This window comes from Pseudomonas sp. AC169, from assembly GCF_979258515.1.
The window spans coordinates 2,086,993-2,104,416 of the sequence record NZ_OZ409866.1 but is presented as its reverse complement, the minus strand read 5'-3'; the positions used below and the strand labels follow the sequence as shown (position 1 = coordinate 2,104,416).

At 59.7% G+C, this 17,424-nt stretch carries 14 protein-coding genes, 1 pseudogene and 1 riboswitch; of the genes and pseudogenes, 6 read left to right on the top strand and 9 right to left on the bottom strand.

Features of this window, described 5'->3' with window-relative positions; translation table 11 throughout:
• Nucleotides 1-30: 30 nt before the first annotated feature.
• Together metF and ahcY are read right to left on the bottom strand one after the other, a co-directional pair.
• Nucleotides 31-876: a methylenetetrahydrofolate reductase [NAD(P)H] gene (metF, locus tag ACZZ0G_RS09570; RefSeq protein WP_053124662.1), complete on the bottom strand. Its 846-nt coding sequence runs from the start codon at nucleotides 874-876 to the stop codon at nucleotides 31-33.
• Between the two features lie 192 nt (nucleotides 877-1,068).
• Nucleotides 1,069-2,478, bottom strand: coding sequence for an adenosylhomocysteinase (gene ahcY / locus ACZZ0G_RS09565; RefSeq protein ID WP_463555993.1), 1,410 nt, complete (start codon nucleotides 2,476-2,478; stop codon nucleotides 1,069-1,071).
• Nucleotides 2,479-2,501: 23 nt separating this feature from the next.
• Nucleotides 2,502-2,600, bottom strand: a riboswitch (S-adenosyl-L-homocysteine riboswitch).
• Nucleotides 2,601-2,798: 198 nt separating this feature from the next.
• On the opposite strand from ahcY, the gene ACZZ0G_RS09560 reads away from it, so the two are divergent.
• On the top strand, nucleotides 2,799-3,206 hold the full coding sequence (locus ACZZ0G_RS09560; RefSeq protein ID WP_016984776.1) for an acyl-CoA thioesterase: 408 nt from the start codon (nucleotides 2,799-2,801) through the stop codon (nucleotides 3,204-3,206).
• A 174-nt stretch (nucleotides 3,207-3,380) separates the two neighbouring features.
• Nucleotides 3,381-4,268, top strand: a complete 888-nt coding sequence (locus tag ACZZ0G_RS09555) for a formate/nitrite transporter family protein (RefSeq protein ID WP_463555992.1) — start codon at nucleotides 3,381-3,383, stop codon at nucleotides 4,266-4,268.
• Here the strand turns inward: ACZZ0G_RS09555 and ACZZ0G_RS09550 are convergent, their stop codons facing one another.
• Both ACZZ0G_RS09550 and ACZZ0G_RS09545 read right to left on the bottom strand, forming a co-directional pair.
• Nucleotides 4,269-5,534 carry a cation:proton antiporter gene (locus ACZZ0G_RS09550; RefSeq protein WP_463555991.1) on the bottom strand — a complete coding sequence of 422 codons (1,266 nt, stop codon included), beginning with the start codon at nucleotides 5,532-5,534 and terminating at the stop codon, nucleotides 4,269-4,271. It abuts the gene before it with no gap.
• Between the two features lie 287 nt (nucleotides 5,535-5,821).
• Nucleotides 5,822-6,991 (bottom strand): MFS transporter, encoded by a 1,170-nt coding sequence (locus ACZZ0G_RS09545; protein WP_463555990.1) that lies wholly within the window; start codon nucleotides 6,989-6,991, stop codon nucleotides 5,822-5,824.
• Between the two features lie 212 nt (nucleotides 6,992-7,203).
• Here ACZZ0G_RS09545 and ACZZ0G_RS09540 point away from each other — a divergent pair, with 212 nt between their 5' ends.
• Together ACZZ0G_RS09540 and ACZZ0G_RS09535 are read left to right on the top strand one after the other, a co-directional pair.
• Nucleotides 7,204-8,037 (top strand): EamA family transporter, encoded by an 834-nt coding sequence (locus tag ACZZ0G_RS09540; protein WP_463555989.1) that lies wholly within the window; start codon nucleotides 7,204-7,206, stop codon nucleotides 8,035-8,037.
• A 39-nt stretch (nucleotides 8,038-8,076) separates the two neighbouring features.
• Nucleotides 8,077-8,460, top strand: coding sequence for an MAPEG family protein (locus tag ACZZ0G_RS09535; protein ID WP_008081053.1), 384 nt, complete (start codon nucleotides 8,077-8,079; stop codon nucleotides 8,458-8,460).
• Nucleotides 8,461-8,574: 114 nt separating this feature from the next.
• On the opposite strand, the gene mltA is transcribed toward ACZZ0G_RS09535, so the two are convergent.
• Complete coding sequence (gene mltA, locus ACZZ0G_RS09530; protein WP_463555988.1) at nucleotides 8,575-9,759, bottom strand: murein transglycosylase A; 1,185 nt, start codon at nucleotides 9,757-9,759, stop codon at nucleotides 8,575-8,577.
• Between the two features lie 128 nt (nucleotides 9,760-9,887).
• Here mltA and ACZZ0G_RS09525 point away from each other — a divergent pair, with 128 nt between their 5' ends.
• Nucleotides 9,888-10,337 (top strand): c-type cytochrome, encoded by a 450-nt coding sequence (locus tag ACZZ0G_RS09525; RefSeq protein WP_463555987.1) that lies wholly within the window; start codon nucleotides 9,888-9,890, stop codon nucleotides 10,335-10,337.
• Nucleotides 10,338-10,415: 78 nt separating this feature from the next.
• Here the strand turns inward: ACZZ0G_RS09525 and ACZZ0G_RS09520 are convergent, their stop codons facing one another.
• The 4 genes and pseudogenes from ACZZ0G_RS09520 to ACZZ0G_RS09505 all read right to left on the bottom strand — a co-directional run bounded on the left by ACZZ0G_RS09520 (nucleotide 10,416) and on the right by ACZZ0G_RS09505 (nucleotide 15,037).
• A complete protein-coding gene (locus tag ACZZ0G_RS09520; RefSeq protein ID WP_463555986.1) occupies nucleotides 10,416-10,811 on the bottom strand; it encodes a DUF1090 domain-containing protein in 396 nt (131 codons plus the stop codon).
• 97 nt (nucleotides 10,812-10,908) lie between these two features.
• A pseudogene (gene ligB / locus ACZZ0G_RS09515) lies at nucleotides 10,909-12,585 on the bottom strand (NAD-dependent DNA ligase LigB).
• Nucleotides 12,586-12,832: 247 nt separating this feature from the next.
• A complete protein-coding gene (gene metK / locus ACZZ0G_RS09510; protein WP_034153622.1) occupies nucleotides 12,833-14,023 on the bottom strand; it encodes a methionine adenosyltransferase in 1,191 nt (396 codons plus the stop codon).
• Nucleotides 14,024-14,041: 18 nt separating this feature from the next.
• Nucleotides 14,042-15,037: an ArsR/SmtB family transcription factor gene (locus ACZZ0G_RS09505; RefSeq protein WP_463555985.1), complete on the bottom strand. Its 996-nt coding sequence runs from the start codon at nucleotides 15,035-15,037 to the stop codon at nucleotides 14,042-14,044.
• 259 nt (nucleotides 15,038-15,296) lie between these two features.
• Here ACZZ0G_RS09505 and tkt point away from each other — a divergent pair, with 259 nt between their 5' ends.
• Complete coding sequence (gene tkt / locus ACZZ0G_RS09500; protein ID WP_463555984.1) at nucleotides 15,297-17,294, top strand: transketolase; 1,998 nt, start codon at nucleotides 15,297-15,299, stop codon at nucleotides 17,292-17,294.
• Nucleotides 17,295-17,424 lie beyond the last annotated feature (130 nt).

The window sequence follows — 17,424 nt, the reverse complement described above, 5'->3', positions numbered from 1 at the left end:
GTCGCTTTCCGCTTGAAGCTTGCTGCTGTTTCAGCGCGGCAACTTCAAGTTATTCCAGATCGCCAGACTAGGCTCAGCCTGGTTCATGGAATAAAAATGCAGCCCCGGTGCGCCGCCCTGCAGCAGGCGCTCGCACATCTCGCTGACGACTTGCTCACCAAAGCGCTGAATGCTTTGCGTGTCATCGCCGTAGGCTTCCAGTTGCTTGCGGATCCAGCGCGGAATTTCCGCACCGCAGGCATCGGAGAAGCGCGCGAGTTTGCTGTAGTTGGTGATCGGCATGATCCCCGGCACGATCGGCAGATCGACACCCTGCGCCTGCAAACGGTCGACGAAGTAGAAGTAGCTGTCGGCGTTGAAGAAGTACTGGGTGATCGCGCTGTCGGCGCCAGCCTTGGCTTTGCGCACGAAGTTGGCCAGATCGTCTTCGTAGTTGCGCGCTTGCGGATGCATCTCCGGGTAAGCGGCGACTTCGATGTGGAAATGATCGCCGGTTTCTTCACGAATGAATTCAACCAGTTCATTGGCGTGACGCAGCTCACCGCTGGTCATGCCCATGCCGGACGGCAGGTCACCACGCAGGGCGACGATGCGCTTGATGCCGGCAGCCTTGTACTCGTTCAGCAGGCCGCGCAGGTCGTCCTTGCTGTCGCCGACGCACGACAGGTGCGGTGCGGCCGGTACTTTGACTTCGCTTTCCAGTTGCAGAACGGTATTGAGGGTGCGATCACGGGTCGAACCACCAGCGCCATAGGTGCAGGAAAAGAAATCAGGGTTGTAAGTGGCCAACTGACGGGCAGTGGCGAGCAGTTTTTCATGCCCAGCATCGGTCTTGGTCGGGAAGAACTCGAAGCTGTAGCGACGGTCTTGGGACATCGGAGGGGACCTCCAGCTACAAGCTGCAAGCTTCGAGCTGCAAGAGGAGCGGAGGTGCGCTGATCTCTTGTGCCAGTAGCCTGTAGCCTGATGCTGTTTTGAAATGATGGCAGAGCCTCAGGCTTCGCACGACAAGTCCGGCTTTTGACCTTACTTGCCGCTTGAAGCTAGAAGCTCGCAGCTGCTCTTGTCTTAGTAGCGGTAAGCGTGCGGCTTGAACGGGCCTTCGACGGTGACGCCGATGTAGTCAGCCTGTTGCTTGGTCAATTGAGTGACCACGCCACCGAAGCCGCGAACCATTTCCAGGGCCACTTCTTCGTCGAGTTTCTTCGGCAGTACTTCAACGGTCAGACGCTCGGCTTTCTGGGCTGGCGACAGGTCGGCGTACTTCTGGCCGAACAGGAAGATCTGCGCCAGAACCTGGTTGGCGAACGAACCGTCCATGATGCGGCTTGGGTGGCCAGTGGCGTTACCCAGGTTTACCAGACGGCCTTCGGCCAGCAGGATCAGGTAGTCGTCGTTCTGCGCGTCGAAAGCGCCCGGGCCGGTACGGTGGATCTTGTGTACCTGTGGCTTCACTTCTTCCCATGCCCAGTTCTTGCGCATGAAAGCGGTGTCGATTTCGTTGTCGAAGTGACCGATGTTGCAGACAACGGCGCGCTTCTTCAGAGCCTTGAGCATGTTCGCGTCGCAAACATTGACGTTGCCGGTGGTGGTCACGATCAGGTCGATCTTGCCCAGCAGCGCTTTGTCGATGCTCGCTTCGGAACCGTCGTTGATACCGTCGATGAACGGCGACACCAGTTCGAAACCGTCCATGCACGCTTGCATGGCGCAGATCGGGTCAACTTCGGAGACTTTAACGATCATGCCTTCCTGACGCAGGGACTGAGCCGAGCCCTTGCCCACGTCACCGTAACCGATGACCAGCGCTTGCTTGCCGGACAGCAGGTGGTCGGTACCGCGCTTGATCGCGTCGTTCAGGCTGTGACGGCAGCCGTACTTGTTGTCGTTCTTGGACTTGGTCACCGAGTCGTTGACGTTGATGGCCGGGATTTTCAGCTCGCCCTTGGCCAGCATGTCCAGCAGACGGTGTACGCCGGTGGTGGTTTCTTCGGTCACGCCGTGAACGCGATCCAGTACTTGTGGGTACTTGTCGTGCAGCAGCTGAGTCAGGTCGCCGCCGTCGTCGAGAATCATGTTGGCGTCCCATGGCGCGCCATCCTTCAGGATGGTTTGTTCCAGGCACCACTCGTACTCTTCTTCAGTTTCGCCTTTCCAGGCGAAAACCGGGATGCCGGCAGCAGCGATAGCGGCAGCAGCCTGATCCTGAGTGGAGAAAATGTTGCACGACGACCAGCGTACTTCGGCACCCAGGGCAACCAGGGTTTCGATCAGCACGGCAGTCTGAATGGTCATGTGGATGCAGCCGAGGATCTTCGCGCCTTTCAACGGCTGTTCGCCGGAATACTTGCGACGCAGACCCATCAGGGCTGGCATTTCCGATTCGGCGATGATGGTTTCGCGACGGCCCCAGGCAGCCAGGGACATGTCGGCAACTTTGTAATCGGTAAAATCTGCAGGCGTGATAACAGCGCTCATGAAGAGCCTCCATTCGTAATGTATGCGAATGGGCGCCGTTGTGCGTTTAGTGTCCGGCCTGAGCCAGTCAACGCCCCATCCGAGCCTGACAGGTTGAACCTGCTGCAGCGCCCCTCGGACAGGTGGCGGGAAAACGGTATCAATTGAAGATGACCGTTTTGAAACGGGGGCGATTATAGCCGTCTAGACTGATCTTCCAAAGGGTTTCTGTCGGCCAGATGAAGATCGTTAATGACGACCATAGTCGAAGCCGCATGGAGCCTGACCGCTCAGTCTGCCAAGATACCGTCCATCGTTCGGCAAGACACTCAGGAGTGAAGATGAATTTCCACACCCGCAAATGGGTAAAACCCGAAGACCTCAACCCCAACGGCACCTTGTTCGGTGGCAGCCTGCTGCGCTGGATCGACGAAGAAGCGGCGATTTACGCCATCGTGCAACTGGGCAATCAACGCGTGGTGACCAAGTACATTTCCGAGATCAACTTCGTCAGCGCCTCGCGCCAGGGCGACATCATCGAACTCGGCATCACCGCTACCGAGTTCGGCCGCACCTCGATCACCCTGACCTGCGAAGTGCGCAACAAGATCACCCGCAAGAGCATTCTCACCGTTGAGAAGATGGTGTTTGTGAACCTGGGTGAAGACGGTTTGCCCGCGCCGCACGGCCGGACGGAGATCAAGTACGTCAAAGACCAGTTTCAGGAAGATGAGTTAGTCACCAAGTGACATCGGCGGCGCTTTCTTCGCGAGCAAGCTCGCTCCCACAAGGATCACGCTGTACCTGTGGGAGCGAGCTTGCTCGCGAATGCGGCTGTTCAGTCAGCGAAGAATCATCTGGCCACTGAACAGCCATGAACCGCCGGGGTCGTAGGTAAACACCACCCCCACGGTTCCCACGCCATGACCACCCCCACCGACGGCAAGACCCCCGATCTCTCGGCCAAAGAGCAGCACGAAGTCGAGAAAAACCAGCCGCCCCGCGCGGCCGTTCTGCATGAAATCATCCGCTCGCAAGGCGATCAGGAACTGGAGCGCAGCATCGCCGCACTCTGGTGGTCGGCGCTGGCGGCCGGGTTGACCATGGGCCTGTCGCTGATGGGCATGGGCCTGCTCAACTCGCGCCTGCCCGAGGGCGATGAATTCAAGGTGATCGCCAGTTTCGGCTACTGCGCAGGTTTTCTCGCGGTGATTCTCGCCCGTCAGCAACTGTTCACTGAAAACACCCTGACTGCCGTGCTGCCGGTCATGACCAAACCAACCCTGCTCAATTTCGGCCGGCTGATCCGCCTGTGGACAGTGGTGCTGGTCGGCAACCTCTGCGGCACGATTCTGGTGGCGTACGTGATGCTCGAACTGCCTATCTTCGACACCAAGACTGACCATGCCTTCCTCGAAATCGGCCGCAAGGTCATGGAAAACCATGCCAGCCAGATGTTCGCCAAAGGCATTGTGTCTGGCTGGATGATCGCCACCATGGTCTGGATGATTCCTTCCATGGAGAGCGCGAAGATGTGGATCATCATCCTCATCACCTACCTCATGGCGCTTGGCGACTTCACCCACATCGTCGTCGGTTCGGCCGAGGTGTCGTATCTGGTGTTTGCCGGCGAATTGCCTTGGAGTGATTTCTGGATGATCTTCGCAGGGCCGACGCTGGCGGGGAACATCATTGGCGGCAGCTTTATCTTTGCGCTGATCAGCCATGCGCAGATTCGCAGTGAAAGCGGGGCGCCGAAGGAGTCTGCGGATCAGGCCGAAAAACCTGATCCGCAGCAGATCAAAAAATGATCAGTGGTGCGCTGGTTCAGTCACGGTCGCGGGCTCATTGCGAGTCGCGTGCTTGACCAGTTTGCCGATGGTCAGGCCCTGCAGCAGGATCGACGACAGCACCACGATGTAAGTGATGCTGAGCAGCAGATCGCGCTCCGGCCCCAACGGCAGGGCCAGCGCCAGTGCCACCGAAACACCGCCGCGCAAACCACCCCACGTCAGGATGCGGATGGTGCCGGCGGGCACCGTGCGCCAGCGGCGCAGCAGGACAATCGCCGGGGCCACGGTGAGCAGTCGCGACAGCAGAATCGCCACCGCCAACAACCCTGCCGCCGCCATATGCAGCCAGTTGAACGGCAGCAGCAACAGCTCCATACCGATCAGCGCGAACAGCAGCGCGTTGAGCATGTCATCGAGCAATTCCCAGAAACCGTCGAGATAGCGGCGAGTCATGTCATTCATCGCCAGATTACGTCCGACGTTACCGATGATCAGACCGGCGACCACCATCGCAATCGGCGCGGAGACGTGAATCTCGGTGGCCATCGCCGAACCACCGATAACCAAGGCCAGTGTCAGCATCACGGTGATCTGATGCTGCTCGATGCTCTTGATCATCCGATAGACCAGATAACCGATCAGCCCGCCAAACAGCACACCGCCAATCGCTTCGTGAACGAACAGCATCGCGGTGGCGCTGATGGTCGGGGTTTCGCCGAGTTGGGCGATGCCCAGCAGCACGGTGAATACCACAACGGCTGTACCGTCGTTGAACAGCGACTCGCCGACGATGGTGGTTTTCAGCGGCTTCGAGGCATTGGCGGTACGCAACACGCCGAGCACCGCGATCGGATCGGTCGGCGAAATCAACGCGCCGAACAGCAGGCAATACAAGAAGCTTACGTGCCAGCCGAACAGGGCAAAAATGTAATAGGCGAGGCTGCCGATCACCGTGGTGGCAATCAACACGCCGAAAGTCGCCAACAGGCCGATGGGCCAGCGGTAGCTGCGCAGGTCATTGAGGTTGACGTGCAAAGCGCCGGCGAACAGCAGGAACGACAGCATCCAGTTCATCAGCAGATCGCCGAAGTCGATCTGGCCGATCAGTTGTTGCACGCGTTCTTCGAGACCGGGGTAGCCGAGCACGCTCAGGCCTTGCAGGATCAGCGAGAACAGCAGTGCGGTCACCATCACGCCGATGGTCGGCGGCAGGCCGATGAAGCGGAAGTTGACGAATGTGAGGAGGGTGGTGAGGCAGATGAAAGCGGCGACAAGTTCAAGCATCCGGGGTCCTTTGGATGAGAGGTGAAAGATAGCGCACCGAATCTTTGGTGCAGGGGTTGGATGGGCTGAGAGCGACAGAGGGCACAAGCTTCCCTCACCCCAGCCCTCTCCCGGAGGGAGAGGGAGCCGACCCTATTGTCTTGCGGCATGCATCGACCTGAATCACCGAGTCGATTATGGATTCGGCAATGCGCGTTCAGGTCGGCGTACTTCTGAAGCATCCCCCGTTCAGTCCCCTCTCCCTCTGGGAGAGGGCTAGGGTGAGGGCTCTTGCAGGCTAAACCCGATCAGCCGGACACATTGACCGCAGCCGCTTCGCGACGTTGCAGATAGATGAAAAACAGCGCCGTAAGCACTGTCAACACGCCGACCATCGCCCCCGTCCACGGCAAGTCCGCCAGATCCGCGCCACTGGCAACCACCAGCCCGCCAATCCACGCACCTGCCGCATTACCGAGATTGAAAGCGCTCTGGTTCAACGTCGAGCCGAGGTTCGGTGCTTCATGCGCCTGATCGATGATCAGCAGTTGCAGAATCGGGCACAGCGCGAAAGCAAAAATCCCCCACAGCACCAGCGTGATCGCCGCCGGCACAACCGAGCGGCTGGTCTGACTGAACGCCGCCAGAATCACCACAACGGCCAGCGCCACGCCGACCAGCGATGGCAGCAAACGGCTATCGGCCAGACGCCCGCCGAGCATGCTGCCACCGGTCAGACCAACACCGAACAGCAGCAACATCACCGTTACGCCGTGCGGGCTGACCCCGGTGATGTCTTGCAGGATCGGCGCGATGTAGGTGAACACGCTGAACAGACTGGTCGACGCCAAGACACTCATGCCCAGAGCCAACAGCACATTTATCTTGCCCAGCACCTTGAATTCGCTGGCCAGGTTGGCCTTGTCCATCGGGATGTGTTTCGGCAGCCACAGCCACTGCGCCAGGGCGGCGATTACACCAATCACCGAGACCGCCCAGAAGGTTGAACGCCAGCCGGCGTATTGCCCGAGCGCCGTACCCAGCGGTACGCCGAGGACGTTGGCCAAGGTCAGGCCGGTGAACATCATCGCAATCGCTTGCGCGCGTTTGTTCGGCGCGACCAGCCCGGCGGCAACCACCGAGCCAATGCCGAAGAACGCGCCGTGACACAGCGCCGTGACCACGCGAGCGGCCATCAGCGTGGCGTAGTTCGGTGCCAGTGCACAGAGCACGTTGCCGAGAATAAACATCAGCGTCATGCCCAGCAGCGTCGCTTTGCGCGGCATGTTCGCGGTGCCGATCGCCAGGATCGGTGCGCCGAACACCACGCCCAAGGCGTAGCCGGTGATCAACAGACCCGCGTGAGGAATGCTCACAGAAAGGTCGCGGGCGACGTCGGGCAACAAGCCCATGATGACGAATTCAGTGGTGCCGATGCCGAACGCGGCAACAGCGAGGGCAAGCAAGGCGAGTGGCATGCGCAAGGTCTCTGTCGGTAGTCTTGACGCTTTGATCAGGCATACGCAGGCCGACGACCGCTCTCGCAAGAGAGCAGGGCAGGCAGGAATTATTGGTATTTTTCTGTGCGCAACTGAGTGCGGCGTGGTCGCTTGCAGTATAAACAGCTGCTGACACATCGCGAATCAATAATCTGACTAATTGGCTCGCTAACAACAATAAGGAGTGGAACGTGCTGGCGACAGCTCTGGTATTGGTGGCGGCGCTGTTGCACGCGACGTGGAATACATTGATCAAATTCAGCGCCGAACGGCTGCTGGTGGTGGCGTGCATGGACACCGTGGCGCTGCTTGTCGTCGCGATCGCGTTGCCATTCGTCAATCTGCCACCGATGGAAATCTGGCCGTGGATTCTGGCGTCGGCCGCTTTCGAACTGCTCTATCGTTATCTGCTGATCCAGGCCTACCGGGTTGGCGACCTGGGGCTGGTTTATCCGCTGATGCGCGGACTGTCGCCGCTGGTGGTGCTGGCGCTGACCCTGATCTTTGCCGGGGAAGTGCTCACCACGCAGCAGATCTTCGGGATCATGCTGATTCCGTTTGGTATGGCTTGCCTGCTGTGGCAGGGCGGCGGCGGAAAGCATTTACCTTGGTCAATGCTGCCCGTGGTGGCGCTGATCGGCCTGTGCATTGGTTGCTACACCTACATCGATGGTCAGGCGTTGCGGCGCTGGTCGCATCCGCTCGATTACCTGGTCTGGGTCACGCTGCTCAGCGCCTGGCCGTTTCCGATGTTGGCGTGGGTCGCCAAGCGTCCGGCGTTCATGCAGTTCTGGCGTGAGCAATGGAAGCTGGGGCTGGCCGTCGGGTTCTGCGTGTTGTTCAGCTACGCTCTGGTGCTGTGGGCGATGCAACTCGGCTCGATTGCGGAGGCGGCGGCATTGCGCGAGATCAGCGTGATTCTGGTGGTGCTGTTCGGTATGCGCTACTTGAAAGAACCTTTCGGCCGGCCGCGGCTCTTAGCCTGTGGGCTGGTGCTGATCGGCATGCTGGTGATGAAGTTCTGACCGCTCGCGAACTCTATAACTCGAAAAAAGGACGGCGTTATGACGGTGGCTCTGTGGTGTGTATTGATCGCAATTTTTCTGCCGTATATCTGCACTGGTGTGGCGAAAGCCGTGGGCGGCTACCGGTTGAGTGATAACCACGATCCGCGCGACTTTCTCGAAAGTCTCAACGGTGTGGCAAGGCGTGCGCATGCGGCGCAGATGAACAGCTTTGAAGTGACGCCAGCGTTTGCGGCGGCGGTGATCGTCGCGCATTTGGTGGGCACGGCGGAGCTGGTGACGGTCAATGTGCTGGCGGTGCTGTTTATCACCAGTCGCCTGCTGTACATCATTTGCTATCTGGCGGACTGGGCGATCTTGCGCTCGCTGGTGTGGTTTGTGGGGATGGGGTTGATTGCTTCGTTCTTCTTTGTGTCTGTCTGATGATCGGGTGATGCTGCTGGCCCCTTCGCGAGCAGGCTCGCTCCCACAGTTGGAATGCATATCCATGTGGGAGCGAGCCTGCTCGCGGAAGCTGTTGATCAGGCACCGAAAAACTTAGGATTTATCCTTGGGTTTGTCCGCCACCTGCGGCACTTGCGGCAGCGCCGCGCCTTTCGGCCAGAGCATCCAGATCTGCCCCTGCTGTTTCATGTCCCCGGCCAGTTGCCCGGCCGCATCCCCGGTGCCCCAGAACAGATCCGCACGCACCTCGCCGGCAATCGCGCCGCCGGTATCCTGCGCCGCCACCGGGCGCACCAGGGCGGTGCCATCCGGTTTTGTCGTCGACAGCCACAACAGGCTGCCCAATGGAATCACCTTGCGATCCACCGCCGCGCTATAACCGGCAGTCAACGGCACATTCAGCGAACCACGCGGGCCTTCGTTGCTGTCCGGGTTGCGAGTGAAAAACACATAGCTCGGGTTACTGCCGAGCAGTTCGGGGATGCGCGCCGGATTGGCCTTGGCCCAGTTGCTGATCGCGTTCATGGTCACGTCTTCTTTCTTCAGCTCGCCTTGCTCGACCAGCCAGCGCCCGATCGGGCGATACGGATGGCCGTTCTGGTCGGCGTAGGCGATGCGCAACTGTTTGCCGTCCTCGGTCTGAATCCGGCCGGAACCCTGGATCTGCAGGAATTGCAGGTTCATCGGGTCGGTCAGGTAGGCAACCACTGGGGCTTTGACGCCTTTGGATTCGATGGTGGCTGCGTCGTCGTAAGGCTTGAGCACGCGGCCTTCGAGGCGACCGCGCAGACGCTTGCCTTTCAGTTCCGGGTAAATGCTGTCCAGCGAGACGATGATCATGTCTTCCGGCACGCCGTACACGGGCACATTGGCCGTGTCGGTCGGCGTCAAACTGCCGGGGTAGACCGGTTCGTAGTAGCCGGTGATCAAGCCGTTGGGGTTGTCGTTTTCAGCGCGCAGGCCAAACACGTCGAGGTTCTGCTTGAGGAAGGCGCGAATTTCGCTGGCGCTCTGCGGCACATTCGCTGCTGCTGCGCAGGTTGTGCCCCAGACCGGATCAGCCTTCAGGCGGGTGCAGGCGCTGCGCCACGAACCGAAGCCGGCGACCAGATCGCTGTCGGACACCGCCGGCAATGCTTCCCAAGTGGCGCTGGAGTAAGTGGCCAGTGCATGGGTTTTTGGCTTGGCGCTGTCACCACCGGTGCAGCCAGCGAGGATTGCCAGTAGCGGCAGGGTTGCGATCAGCGGGTGACGCAAGGCCTTGAAACGGCTGTTCATGGAGTGATTCCTGTGCCGGTTGCCCGTGTGCTCCATGCGCTCGAACAACCCGTATTTTTAATAGGGCTATTGGTGTTTGGTGGTGACGCGAGGATACTGGCCGCCGAATTCCGTGACCTGAAGCCACCATGACTCTTAAAAGAATTTCTGTTGTATTGCTGGCCTGTCTGACCCTTGCCGCCTGTGGCGGTGTCGATCCGAATTCCCCACTGGGCCAACGCAAGGCCATTTTCAAACAGATGCTCAAGACCGGTGAAGAACTGGGTGGCATGTTGCGTGGGCGCATTCCATTCGACGGGCCGAAGTTCGCCGAGGGCGCGGTCAAGCTCGATGCGTTGTCCCATGAACCGTGGAAGCACTTCCCGCAAGTTCGTGAAGAAGATCACACCAGTGCCAAGGATGATGTCTGGCAGAAGCAGGCGCAGTTTCAGGAAATGGCCCGCACCCTTGAAACCGCTACCGGTGAATTGGTGATTGCCAGTCAGGTTCAGCCGTACAAGGCCAGCAACCTCGGGCCTGCGGTGCAGAAAGTTGAAGATGCCTGCAGCGCTTGCCATAAACAGTTTCGCGATCATTGATACCTAAAAGATCACAGCTTGCGGCAGCTCCTACATTGATCAGGGTAGGAGCTGCCGCAGGCTGCGATCTTTTGATTTTTACTTATCGATTTCGTCCAGCGCATCCTGCAGTTCTTTGCGCGACTCGGCGAGTTTGTCTTTGCGCTTGTTGATCTTTTCCGGGTCGCCTTTCTTCATGGCTTTATCGAGATCAGCCTGACGCTGACTCACTTCGTGCTTGGCTTCGAGCACCTTGTTTTCGCGCTCTTTCTTCAGGCCGGCGTCGGTGCAGTTTTTCGTTACTTCATCCAGAGCCGTCTGCAGGCCAGCCTGCTGATCGGCATTGCCGCGCGACCTGGCCTGTTCGATCTGGTTCATGATGCCCTGCTTTTTCGCAGCGCAGCCGGTCAGGCCCGGAGCGTCTTCGTCGGCCATTACGGGGGCGGCCATCATGCCGCAGAGGGTGAGCATGGCGAGCGGTGCAAGAAATTTCATAAAAGCTCCATGTGCAAAGGCAATCGGGTCGGTCAGGCACTGCGCTGTTGGAGCGCCTCGGTGGTGGTTGGGTTCCCGGGGTAACGGGATTGCGTGCTCAGAAACCGTCGATACCGGCGGTACGCAGGGTATCGCTCAAGGCTAGCACCTGCGGATCGCGAAAGAATGCGCTCAATTGCGCTGCGCGGCCGGGGCCGATACCGGGTTCTGCCTGCCATCGTTCGGTGTCACGTTGTGCCAGCGCCTGCCATGAATCGGGGAGTCGTGCCTCACCGGTTGGCGGTAAGCCCAAGGCCTTCAGCCACTGAGCGAAGGGCCGTTGGCGGGCGCTGTGAAAACTGTTCATCAGGCGTTCGCTACTGCGCTCGCCGAAGCCGGCAATGTTAGCAAGCTCTGGCGCGTCGAGGGTCAACCAATCCAGCAGGTTATTCAGGCGGCCTGTTTCGAAAAGTTTCTCCCAGGTGCCGCGACCGACATGTTGCATCGCCAGTCCCTGTTTGCCACTGAGCCAGGTCAAACGGGCGAGAAACTGGCTTTCGCAACCTGGCGTGGGTTGCCAGCAGCTCAAGTTGTGGAAGTCATCAGCGTTGGGGATCTTGATGTCTGCCCGTTCGACGGTGCGCAGTACAACATTGTCGAGCCGCGGAATGGTCAGGCCGGCGAGGCTGATTGCGACCTGATCACCGGGACGAATATCCAGCGCCTGCCAGCGTTTCAACGAACTGGCGCTGACTCGTTTGATCTCCCTGTCGTCGAGCATGACCGGGACAAGCTCAATCACCGGGGTGATGCGCCCGGTGCGCCCGACCTTGAATTCGACCTTGCGGACTTCGGCCAATGCCTGAGCAAACGGGTATTTCCAGGCGACTGTCCAGTAGGGCGCGCGCGCCTGCCAGCGCTCGGCGGGTGGACGCTGGCTCTGGCGCAAAACCACGCCGTCAGTGGCAAACGGCAGGGGCGAGCGATACCAGTGCTCGCGCCACTTCTGCGCCTCGGTGAAGTCGCTGACGGGATGGCTGAACGGCTCGATTGTGGCGAAACCCAGTGCTGCCAATCTGGCGATACGCTCGGCTAGGTCCAAGGATTCTTGCGGCCAGTCCCAGACGAACAGTCCGATGCCGGCGGCGTGTTCGGCCTCCAACGATTTTCGTCCCATCAGACCCGCTACGGTTGCGCGGGCGTTGACGCTGCCGGCTCGAGCTTGCACGTGTTCGTTCAAGCGCCAGTAGAGTTCGCCTTGCACCAGCAGATCCACCGGTTGTGAAAGACGTTTAGGGATCGCGCCAATCTTCTGTGCCGAAGTCGTCCAGTCTTGGCCACGAACGCCGTTACCACGACTGATGGCCTGATGCAGAACGCCTGCGCGATAAATCAGCGTCACCGCGACGCCGTCGACTTTGGGTTGTACCCAGACATCCTTGCGGTCGCGAAGCCACGCTTCCACAGCCTAGGCCTTATGCAGTTTATCCAGCCCGGTATGGGCGATAGGGTGGGTGATCGAGCCTGAGGCTGTGCGCAAGGGATTGGGTGGCGAGGGCAATTTGAAACACGCTCGCCATTCGTTCAGGCGTGCGCGCGATTGATCGTAGAGCTCATCGGCAACCAGTGAGCGACCTTCGCGGTGATAGGCGTCGTCCCATTGGTCGATCTGTTTTTGCAGGGCGGCGATTTCGCTTTTTGCTTGAGTGGCCGGCCATTTCGGGCAATCGGCGTGGGCGTTGAGGGTCGTACAGACCAGGAGAAAAACAGGCAGCAGGCGCAGCGTGGCAAGCATCGTGAGCGTCCTTGCTCAGGGGGAATGCTAAAAGGTTAGGCGAAGATATTTATACTGTCGGATGGGTGTTTTGCGGCTTGTTTCTGTGCAGTAAAAAAGCCCCTCTCCCTGAGGGAGAGGGGACTGACCGAGTGGTTTGTTGAATGTGCATCGACCTGAACGTTCTGAGTTGAACTCTTTGATGCTGGCATGAAAAAGCCCCGCACGGCGCGAACCGTGCGGGGCTTTTTGTACCGCCGGGGAAGTCTTACAGGCCAGCAGCAGAACGCAGGGCGTCGGCGCGGTCGGTTTTTTCCCAGGTGAACGTGGTGAAGGTGTCTTCGCCAACAGTCTTGGTCTCTGGCGCGCGACCGAAGTGGCCGTACGCCGCAGTTTCCTGGTACATCGGGTGCAGCAGGTCCAGCATGGTGGTGATCGCGTATGGACGCAGGTCGAACACTTCACGCACCAGTTTGATGATCTTGTCATCGCTGATCTTGCCGGTGCCGAAGGTGTTCAGCGAGATCGAAGTTGGCTGAGCCACACCGATCGCGTAGGAAACCTGAATCTCGCAGCGCTCGGCCAGGCCGGCAGCAACGATGTTCTTGGCAACGTAACGGCCAGCGTAGGCAGCCGAACGGTCAACCTTCGATGGATCCTTACCGGAGAACGCGCCGCCGCCGTGACGGGCCATGCCGCCGTAGCTGTCGACGATGATCTTGCGACCGGTCAGACCGCAGTCACCTACCGGGCCGCCAATGATGAACTGGCCGGTCGGGTTGATGTGGAACTGGGTGTCTTTGCTCAGCAGTTCGGCAGGCAGCACGTGCTTGACGATCAGCTCCATCACACCTTCGCGCAGGTCTTTGTACGACACTTCAGGGTTGTGCTGGGTCGACAGAACAACGGCGTCGATACCGACAACCTTGCCGCCTTCGTAACGGCAAGTCACTTGCGACTTGGCGTCCGGGCGCAGCCAAGGCAGCAGACCCGATTTACGAGCTTCGGCCTGGCGCTGCACCAGCTGGTGCGAGAAGGTAATCGGTGCAGGCATCAAAACGTCGGTTTCGTTGCTGGCGTAGCCGAACATCAGGCCCTGGTCGCCGGCGCCCTGATCTTCAGGCTTGGCACGGTCAACACCCTGGTTGATGTCTGGGGACTGCTTGCCGATGATGTTCATCACGCCGCAGGTCGCGCCGTCGAAGCCGACTTCGGAGCTGGTGTAGCCGATGTCGCAAATCACATCACGAACAATCTGCTCCAGGTCGACCCAGGCGCTGGTGGTCACTTCACCGGCAACGATGGCCACACCGGTCTTGACCAGAGTTTCCACAGCAACGCGTGCGTGTTTGTCCTGGGCAATAATGGCGTCCAGCACCGCATCGGAAATCTGGTCGGCGATTTTGTCCGGATGTCCTTCGGACACGGACTCGGAGGTGAAGAGGGAGTATTCGCTCATCTCGATGTTTTCCTGAATTTACCGATGGTGAGTGTCGCCAGCCGGTCGCTGAAAGTGGCGGACCTGGATCTGGAAACCATTACGTAAGCCTACATAGAGGCTTTCCCCGGGAACGAGTCCCGCAGCGGTGGCCCAACGGGCCAAATCGTCCTGTTCAAACCCCAACCACAGATCACCGCAGGCCTCCCTGGCCCAACTCTGGTTGTGGCTACATAACTCTGTCACGAGCAGGCTACCGCCCGGTTGCAGCAGGTCGGCCATGTGCTTGAGCGCATCGGCCGGCGCGGCGAAATGGTGCAACACCATGTTCAACACCACGCAATCGGCCTTGAGGCTGGTGCCGTTCAATGCATCGGCCAATTGCAGGCTGACGTTAGCCAGCTGTTCACGTTCACATACCTGACGCGCCAGTTCGAGCATCGCCGGGCTATTGTCCAGCGCGGTGACGGTGCCGAAGCGGCGGGCCAGTTCCGGCAGAAAAGCACCATCGCCGGGGCCGACTTCAATGGCCGTGGCTGCACCATCGAAGTTCAGTTTGTCGAGCAGGGCCAGCACGCTGTCACGGTACTGCGGCAGGCCTGCGATCAAGTCTTGCTGGGCGCGAAATTTCTCCGCGACCCGGGCGAAAAAGTCCTGACTGGCTGCGGCGCGTTGGCCGTGCACCTGTTCGATGCGCGCTTGCACGTCGTCAGGCAGATCCAGGTTGTCGACTTCTTCTAACAATGCTGCGTGCAACTTGCCGCCCAGCAGTTCGGTGTGGGGCAGGGCGCGGCGATAGAAAATCGCGTTGCCTTCACGGCGGGTTGCTACCAGATCAGCCTGGGCCAGTACCTTGAGGTGGTGGCTCATGCCGGACTGGCCGATGCCGAAAATCTGCGCCAGCTCCAATACGCCGAACGAGTCGTTGGCCAGCGCGCGCAAGACATTCAGCCGCAACGGATCGCCGCCGGCCTTGCACAGGGCCGCCAGCTCGTCGCAATCGTCATGGCGAATGGAAGGCACGCGTAAGTTCATAGGGCTGGCAGTCTAGAGAGGGGGGCAATTCATCGCAAGGCCAATATCAAAAAGTTTTGATATTGCTCGATAAATGGCACTTCTCACGAGACGGTTAACTCTACAAACGAGTAGCGGAAAGGTTTCACCAACAGAAAGCGCCGCTATCCATTGGAAAAACGCCCACCGATGACTATCTGTCATTGCCCCGAGGCGCCCCGGTGAGGGAAAATGCCTTCCTTTTTTCCGTTTCGACTTACCAGAACCCAGGAGATCAGCGATGCCTAGCCGTCGTGAGCGTGCCAACGCCATTCGTGCCCTCAGCATGGATGCCGTGCAAAAAGCCAACAGCGGCCATCCCGGTGCCCCTATGGGTATGGCAGATATCGCCGAAGTGCTTTGGCGCGACTACCTCAAGCACAACCCGAGCAATCCATCGTTCGCCGACCGTGACCGCTTCGTGCTGTCCAACGGCCACGGCTCGATGTTGATCTACTCGCTGCTGCACCTGACCGGTTACGACCTGTCGATCGAAGACCTCAAGCAGTTCCGTCAACTGCACAGCCGCACCCCGGGCCACCCGGAATTCGGTTACACCCCGGGCGTGGAAACCACCACTGGCCCACTGGGTCAGGGTCTGGCCAACGCTGTGGGCTTCGCCCTGGCTGAAAAAGTCCTGGGCGCGCAGTTCAACCGTCCTGGCCACGACATCGTTGACCACCACACCTACGTGTTCCTGGGTGATGGCTGCATGATGGAAGGCATTTCCCACGAAGTCGCTTCCCTGGCCGGCACGCTGGGTCTGGGCAAGCTGATCGCTTTCTACGATGACAACGGCATCTCCATCGACGGCGAAGTCGAAGGCTGGTTCACCGATGACACCCCGAAGCGCTTCGAAGCCTACAACTGGCAAGTGATCCGCAACGTTGACGGTCACGACCCGGAAGAGATCAAGACCGCCATCGACACCGCGCGCAAGAGCCCGCTGCCGACGCTGATCTGCTGCAAGACCACCATCGGTTTCGGCTCGCCGAACAAGCAGGGCAAAGAAGACTGCCACGGCGCTCCACTGGGTGACGCAGAAATCGCGCTGACCCGTCAGGCGCTGAACTGGAACCACGGTCCGTTCGAAATCCCGGCCGACATCTATGCCGAGTGGGATGCCAAGGAAAAAGGTCGCGCGGCCGAAGCAGAATGGGATCAGCGTTTCGCTGCCTACTCCGCTGCGTTCCCGACCGAAGCCAACGAACTGGTGCGTCGCTTGAGCGGTGAGCTGCCAGCCGACTTCTCGGAAAAAGCCTCGGCGTATATCGCTGAAGTCGCGGCCAAAGGCGAAACCATCGCCAGCCGTAAAGCCAGCCAGAACACCCTGAACGCGTTCGGCCCATTGCTGCCGGAACTGCTCGGCGGTTCGGCCGACCTGGCCGGTTCCAACCTGACCCTGTGGAAAGGTTGCAAGGGTGTCAGCGCTGAAGATGCCAGCGGCAACTACATGTACTACGGCGTGCGCGAGTTCGGCATGACCGCGATCATGAACGGCGTGACCCTGCACGGCGGCTTGGTGCCTTACGGCGCGACCTTCCTGATGTTCATGGAATACGCGCGCAACGCCGTGCGCATGTCGGCACTGATGAAGAAGCAAGTCATCCACGTCTACACCCACGACTCCATCGGTCTGGGCGAAGACGGCCCGACGCACCAGCCGATCGAGCAACTGACCAGCCTGCGTACCACGCCGAACCTCGACACCTGGCGTCCAGCCGATGCCGTGGAATCGGCCGTGGCCTGGAAAAACGCTCTGGAGCGTAAGGACGGCCCTTCGGCGCTGATCTTCTCGCGTCAGAACCTGCAGCACCAGGAACGCGATGCTGGCCAGATTGCCGACATCAGCCGTGGCGGTTATGTACTGAAGGACTGCGCAGGCGAGCCTGAGCTGATCCTGATTTCGACCGGTTCGGAAGTGGGTCTGGCGGTTCAGGCTTACGACAAACTGACCGAGCAAGGTCGCAAGGTGCGTGTGGTTTCCATGCCATGCACCAGCGTGTTCGATGCTCAGGACGCTGGTTACAAGCAAGCCGTGCTGCCGTTGCAGGTCAGCGCGCGTATCGCGATCGAAGCGGCGCACGCCGACTTCTGGTTCAAGTACGTGGGTCTGGAAGGTCGCGTGATCGGCATGACCACTTACGGCGAATCGGCTCCGGCTTCGGCACTGTTCGAAGAGTTCGGCTTCACCCTGGAAAACATCCTGGGTCAGGCGGAAGAGCTGCTGGAAGACTAAGTCCGACAGTTGAGTTGTCCGGGCTGACGCCTTCGCGAGCAGGCTCGCTCCCACATTGGAATGCATTTCCCTGTGGGAGCGAGCTTGCTCGCGAAAGCGTTGGTTCGGGCAACATCGCACTGCCTGATTC

Bases quoted from the DNA above. Each gene is read 5' to 3' on its own strand.
- ACZZ0G_RS09535 (WP_008081053.1), top strand. From the start codon at position 8,077: ATGACGGTGGCTCTGTGGTGTGTATTGATCGCAATTTTTCTGCCGTAT.
- ACZZ0G_RS09560 (WP_016984776.1), top strand. From the start codon at position 2,799: ATGAATTTCCACACCCGCAAATGGGTAAAACCCGAAGACCTCAACCCC.
- ACZZ0G_RS09550 (WP_463555991.1), bottom strand. From the start codon at position 5,534: ATGCTTGAACTTGTCGCCGCTTTCATCTGCCTCACCACCCTCCTCACA.
- metK (WP_034153622.1), bottom strand. From the start codon at position 14,023: ATGAGCGAATACTCCCTCTTCACCTCCGAGTCCGTGTCCGAAGGACAT.
- ahcY (WP_463555993.1), bottom strand. From the start codon at position 2,478: ATGAGCGCTGTTATCACGCCTGCAGATTTTACCGATTACAAAGTTGCC.
- ACZZ0G_RS09545 (WP_463555990.1), bottom strand. From the start codon at position 6,991: ATGCCACTCGCCTTGCTTGCCCTCGCTGTTGCCGCGTTCGGCATCGGC.
- ACZZ0G_RS09505 (WP_463555985.1), bottom strand. From the start codon at position 15,037: ATGAACTTACGCGTGCCTTCCATTCGCCATGACGATTGCGACGAGCTG.
- ACZZ0G_RS09525 (WP_463555987.1), top strand. From the start codon at position 9,888: ATGACTCTTAAAAGAATTTCTGTTGTATTGCTGGCCTGTCTGACCCTT.
- mltA (WP_463555988.1), bottom strand. From the start codon at position 9,759: ATGAACAGCCGTTTCAAGGCCTTGCGTCACCCGCTGATCGCAACCCTG.
- ACZZ0G_RS09520 (WP_463555986.1), bottom strand. From the start codon at position 10,811: ATGAAATTTCTTGCACCGCTCGCCATGCTCACCCTCTGCGGCATGATG.
- metF (WP_053124662.1), bottom strand. From the start codon at position 876: ATGTCCCAAGACCGTCGCTACAGCTTCGAGTTCTTCCCGACCAAGACC.
- tkt (WP_463555984.1), top strand. From the start codon at position 15,297: ATGCCTAGCCGTCGTGAGCGTGCCAACGCCATTCGTGCCCTCAGCATG.
- ACZZ0G_RS09555 (WP_463555992.1), top strand. From the start codon at position 3,381: ATGACCACCCCCACCGACGGCAAGACCCCCGATCTCTCGGCCAAAGAG.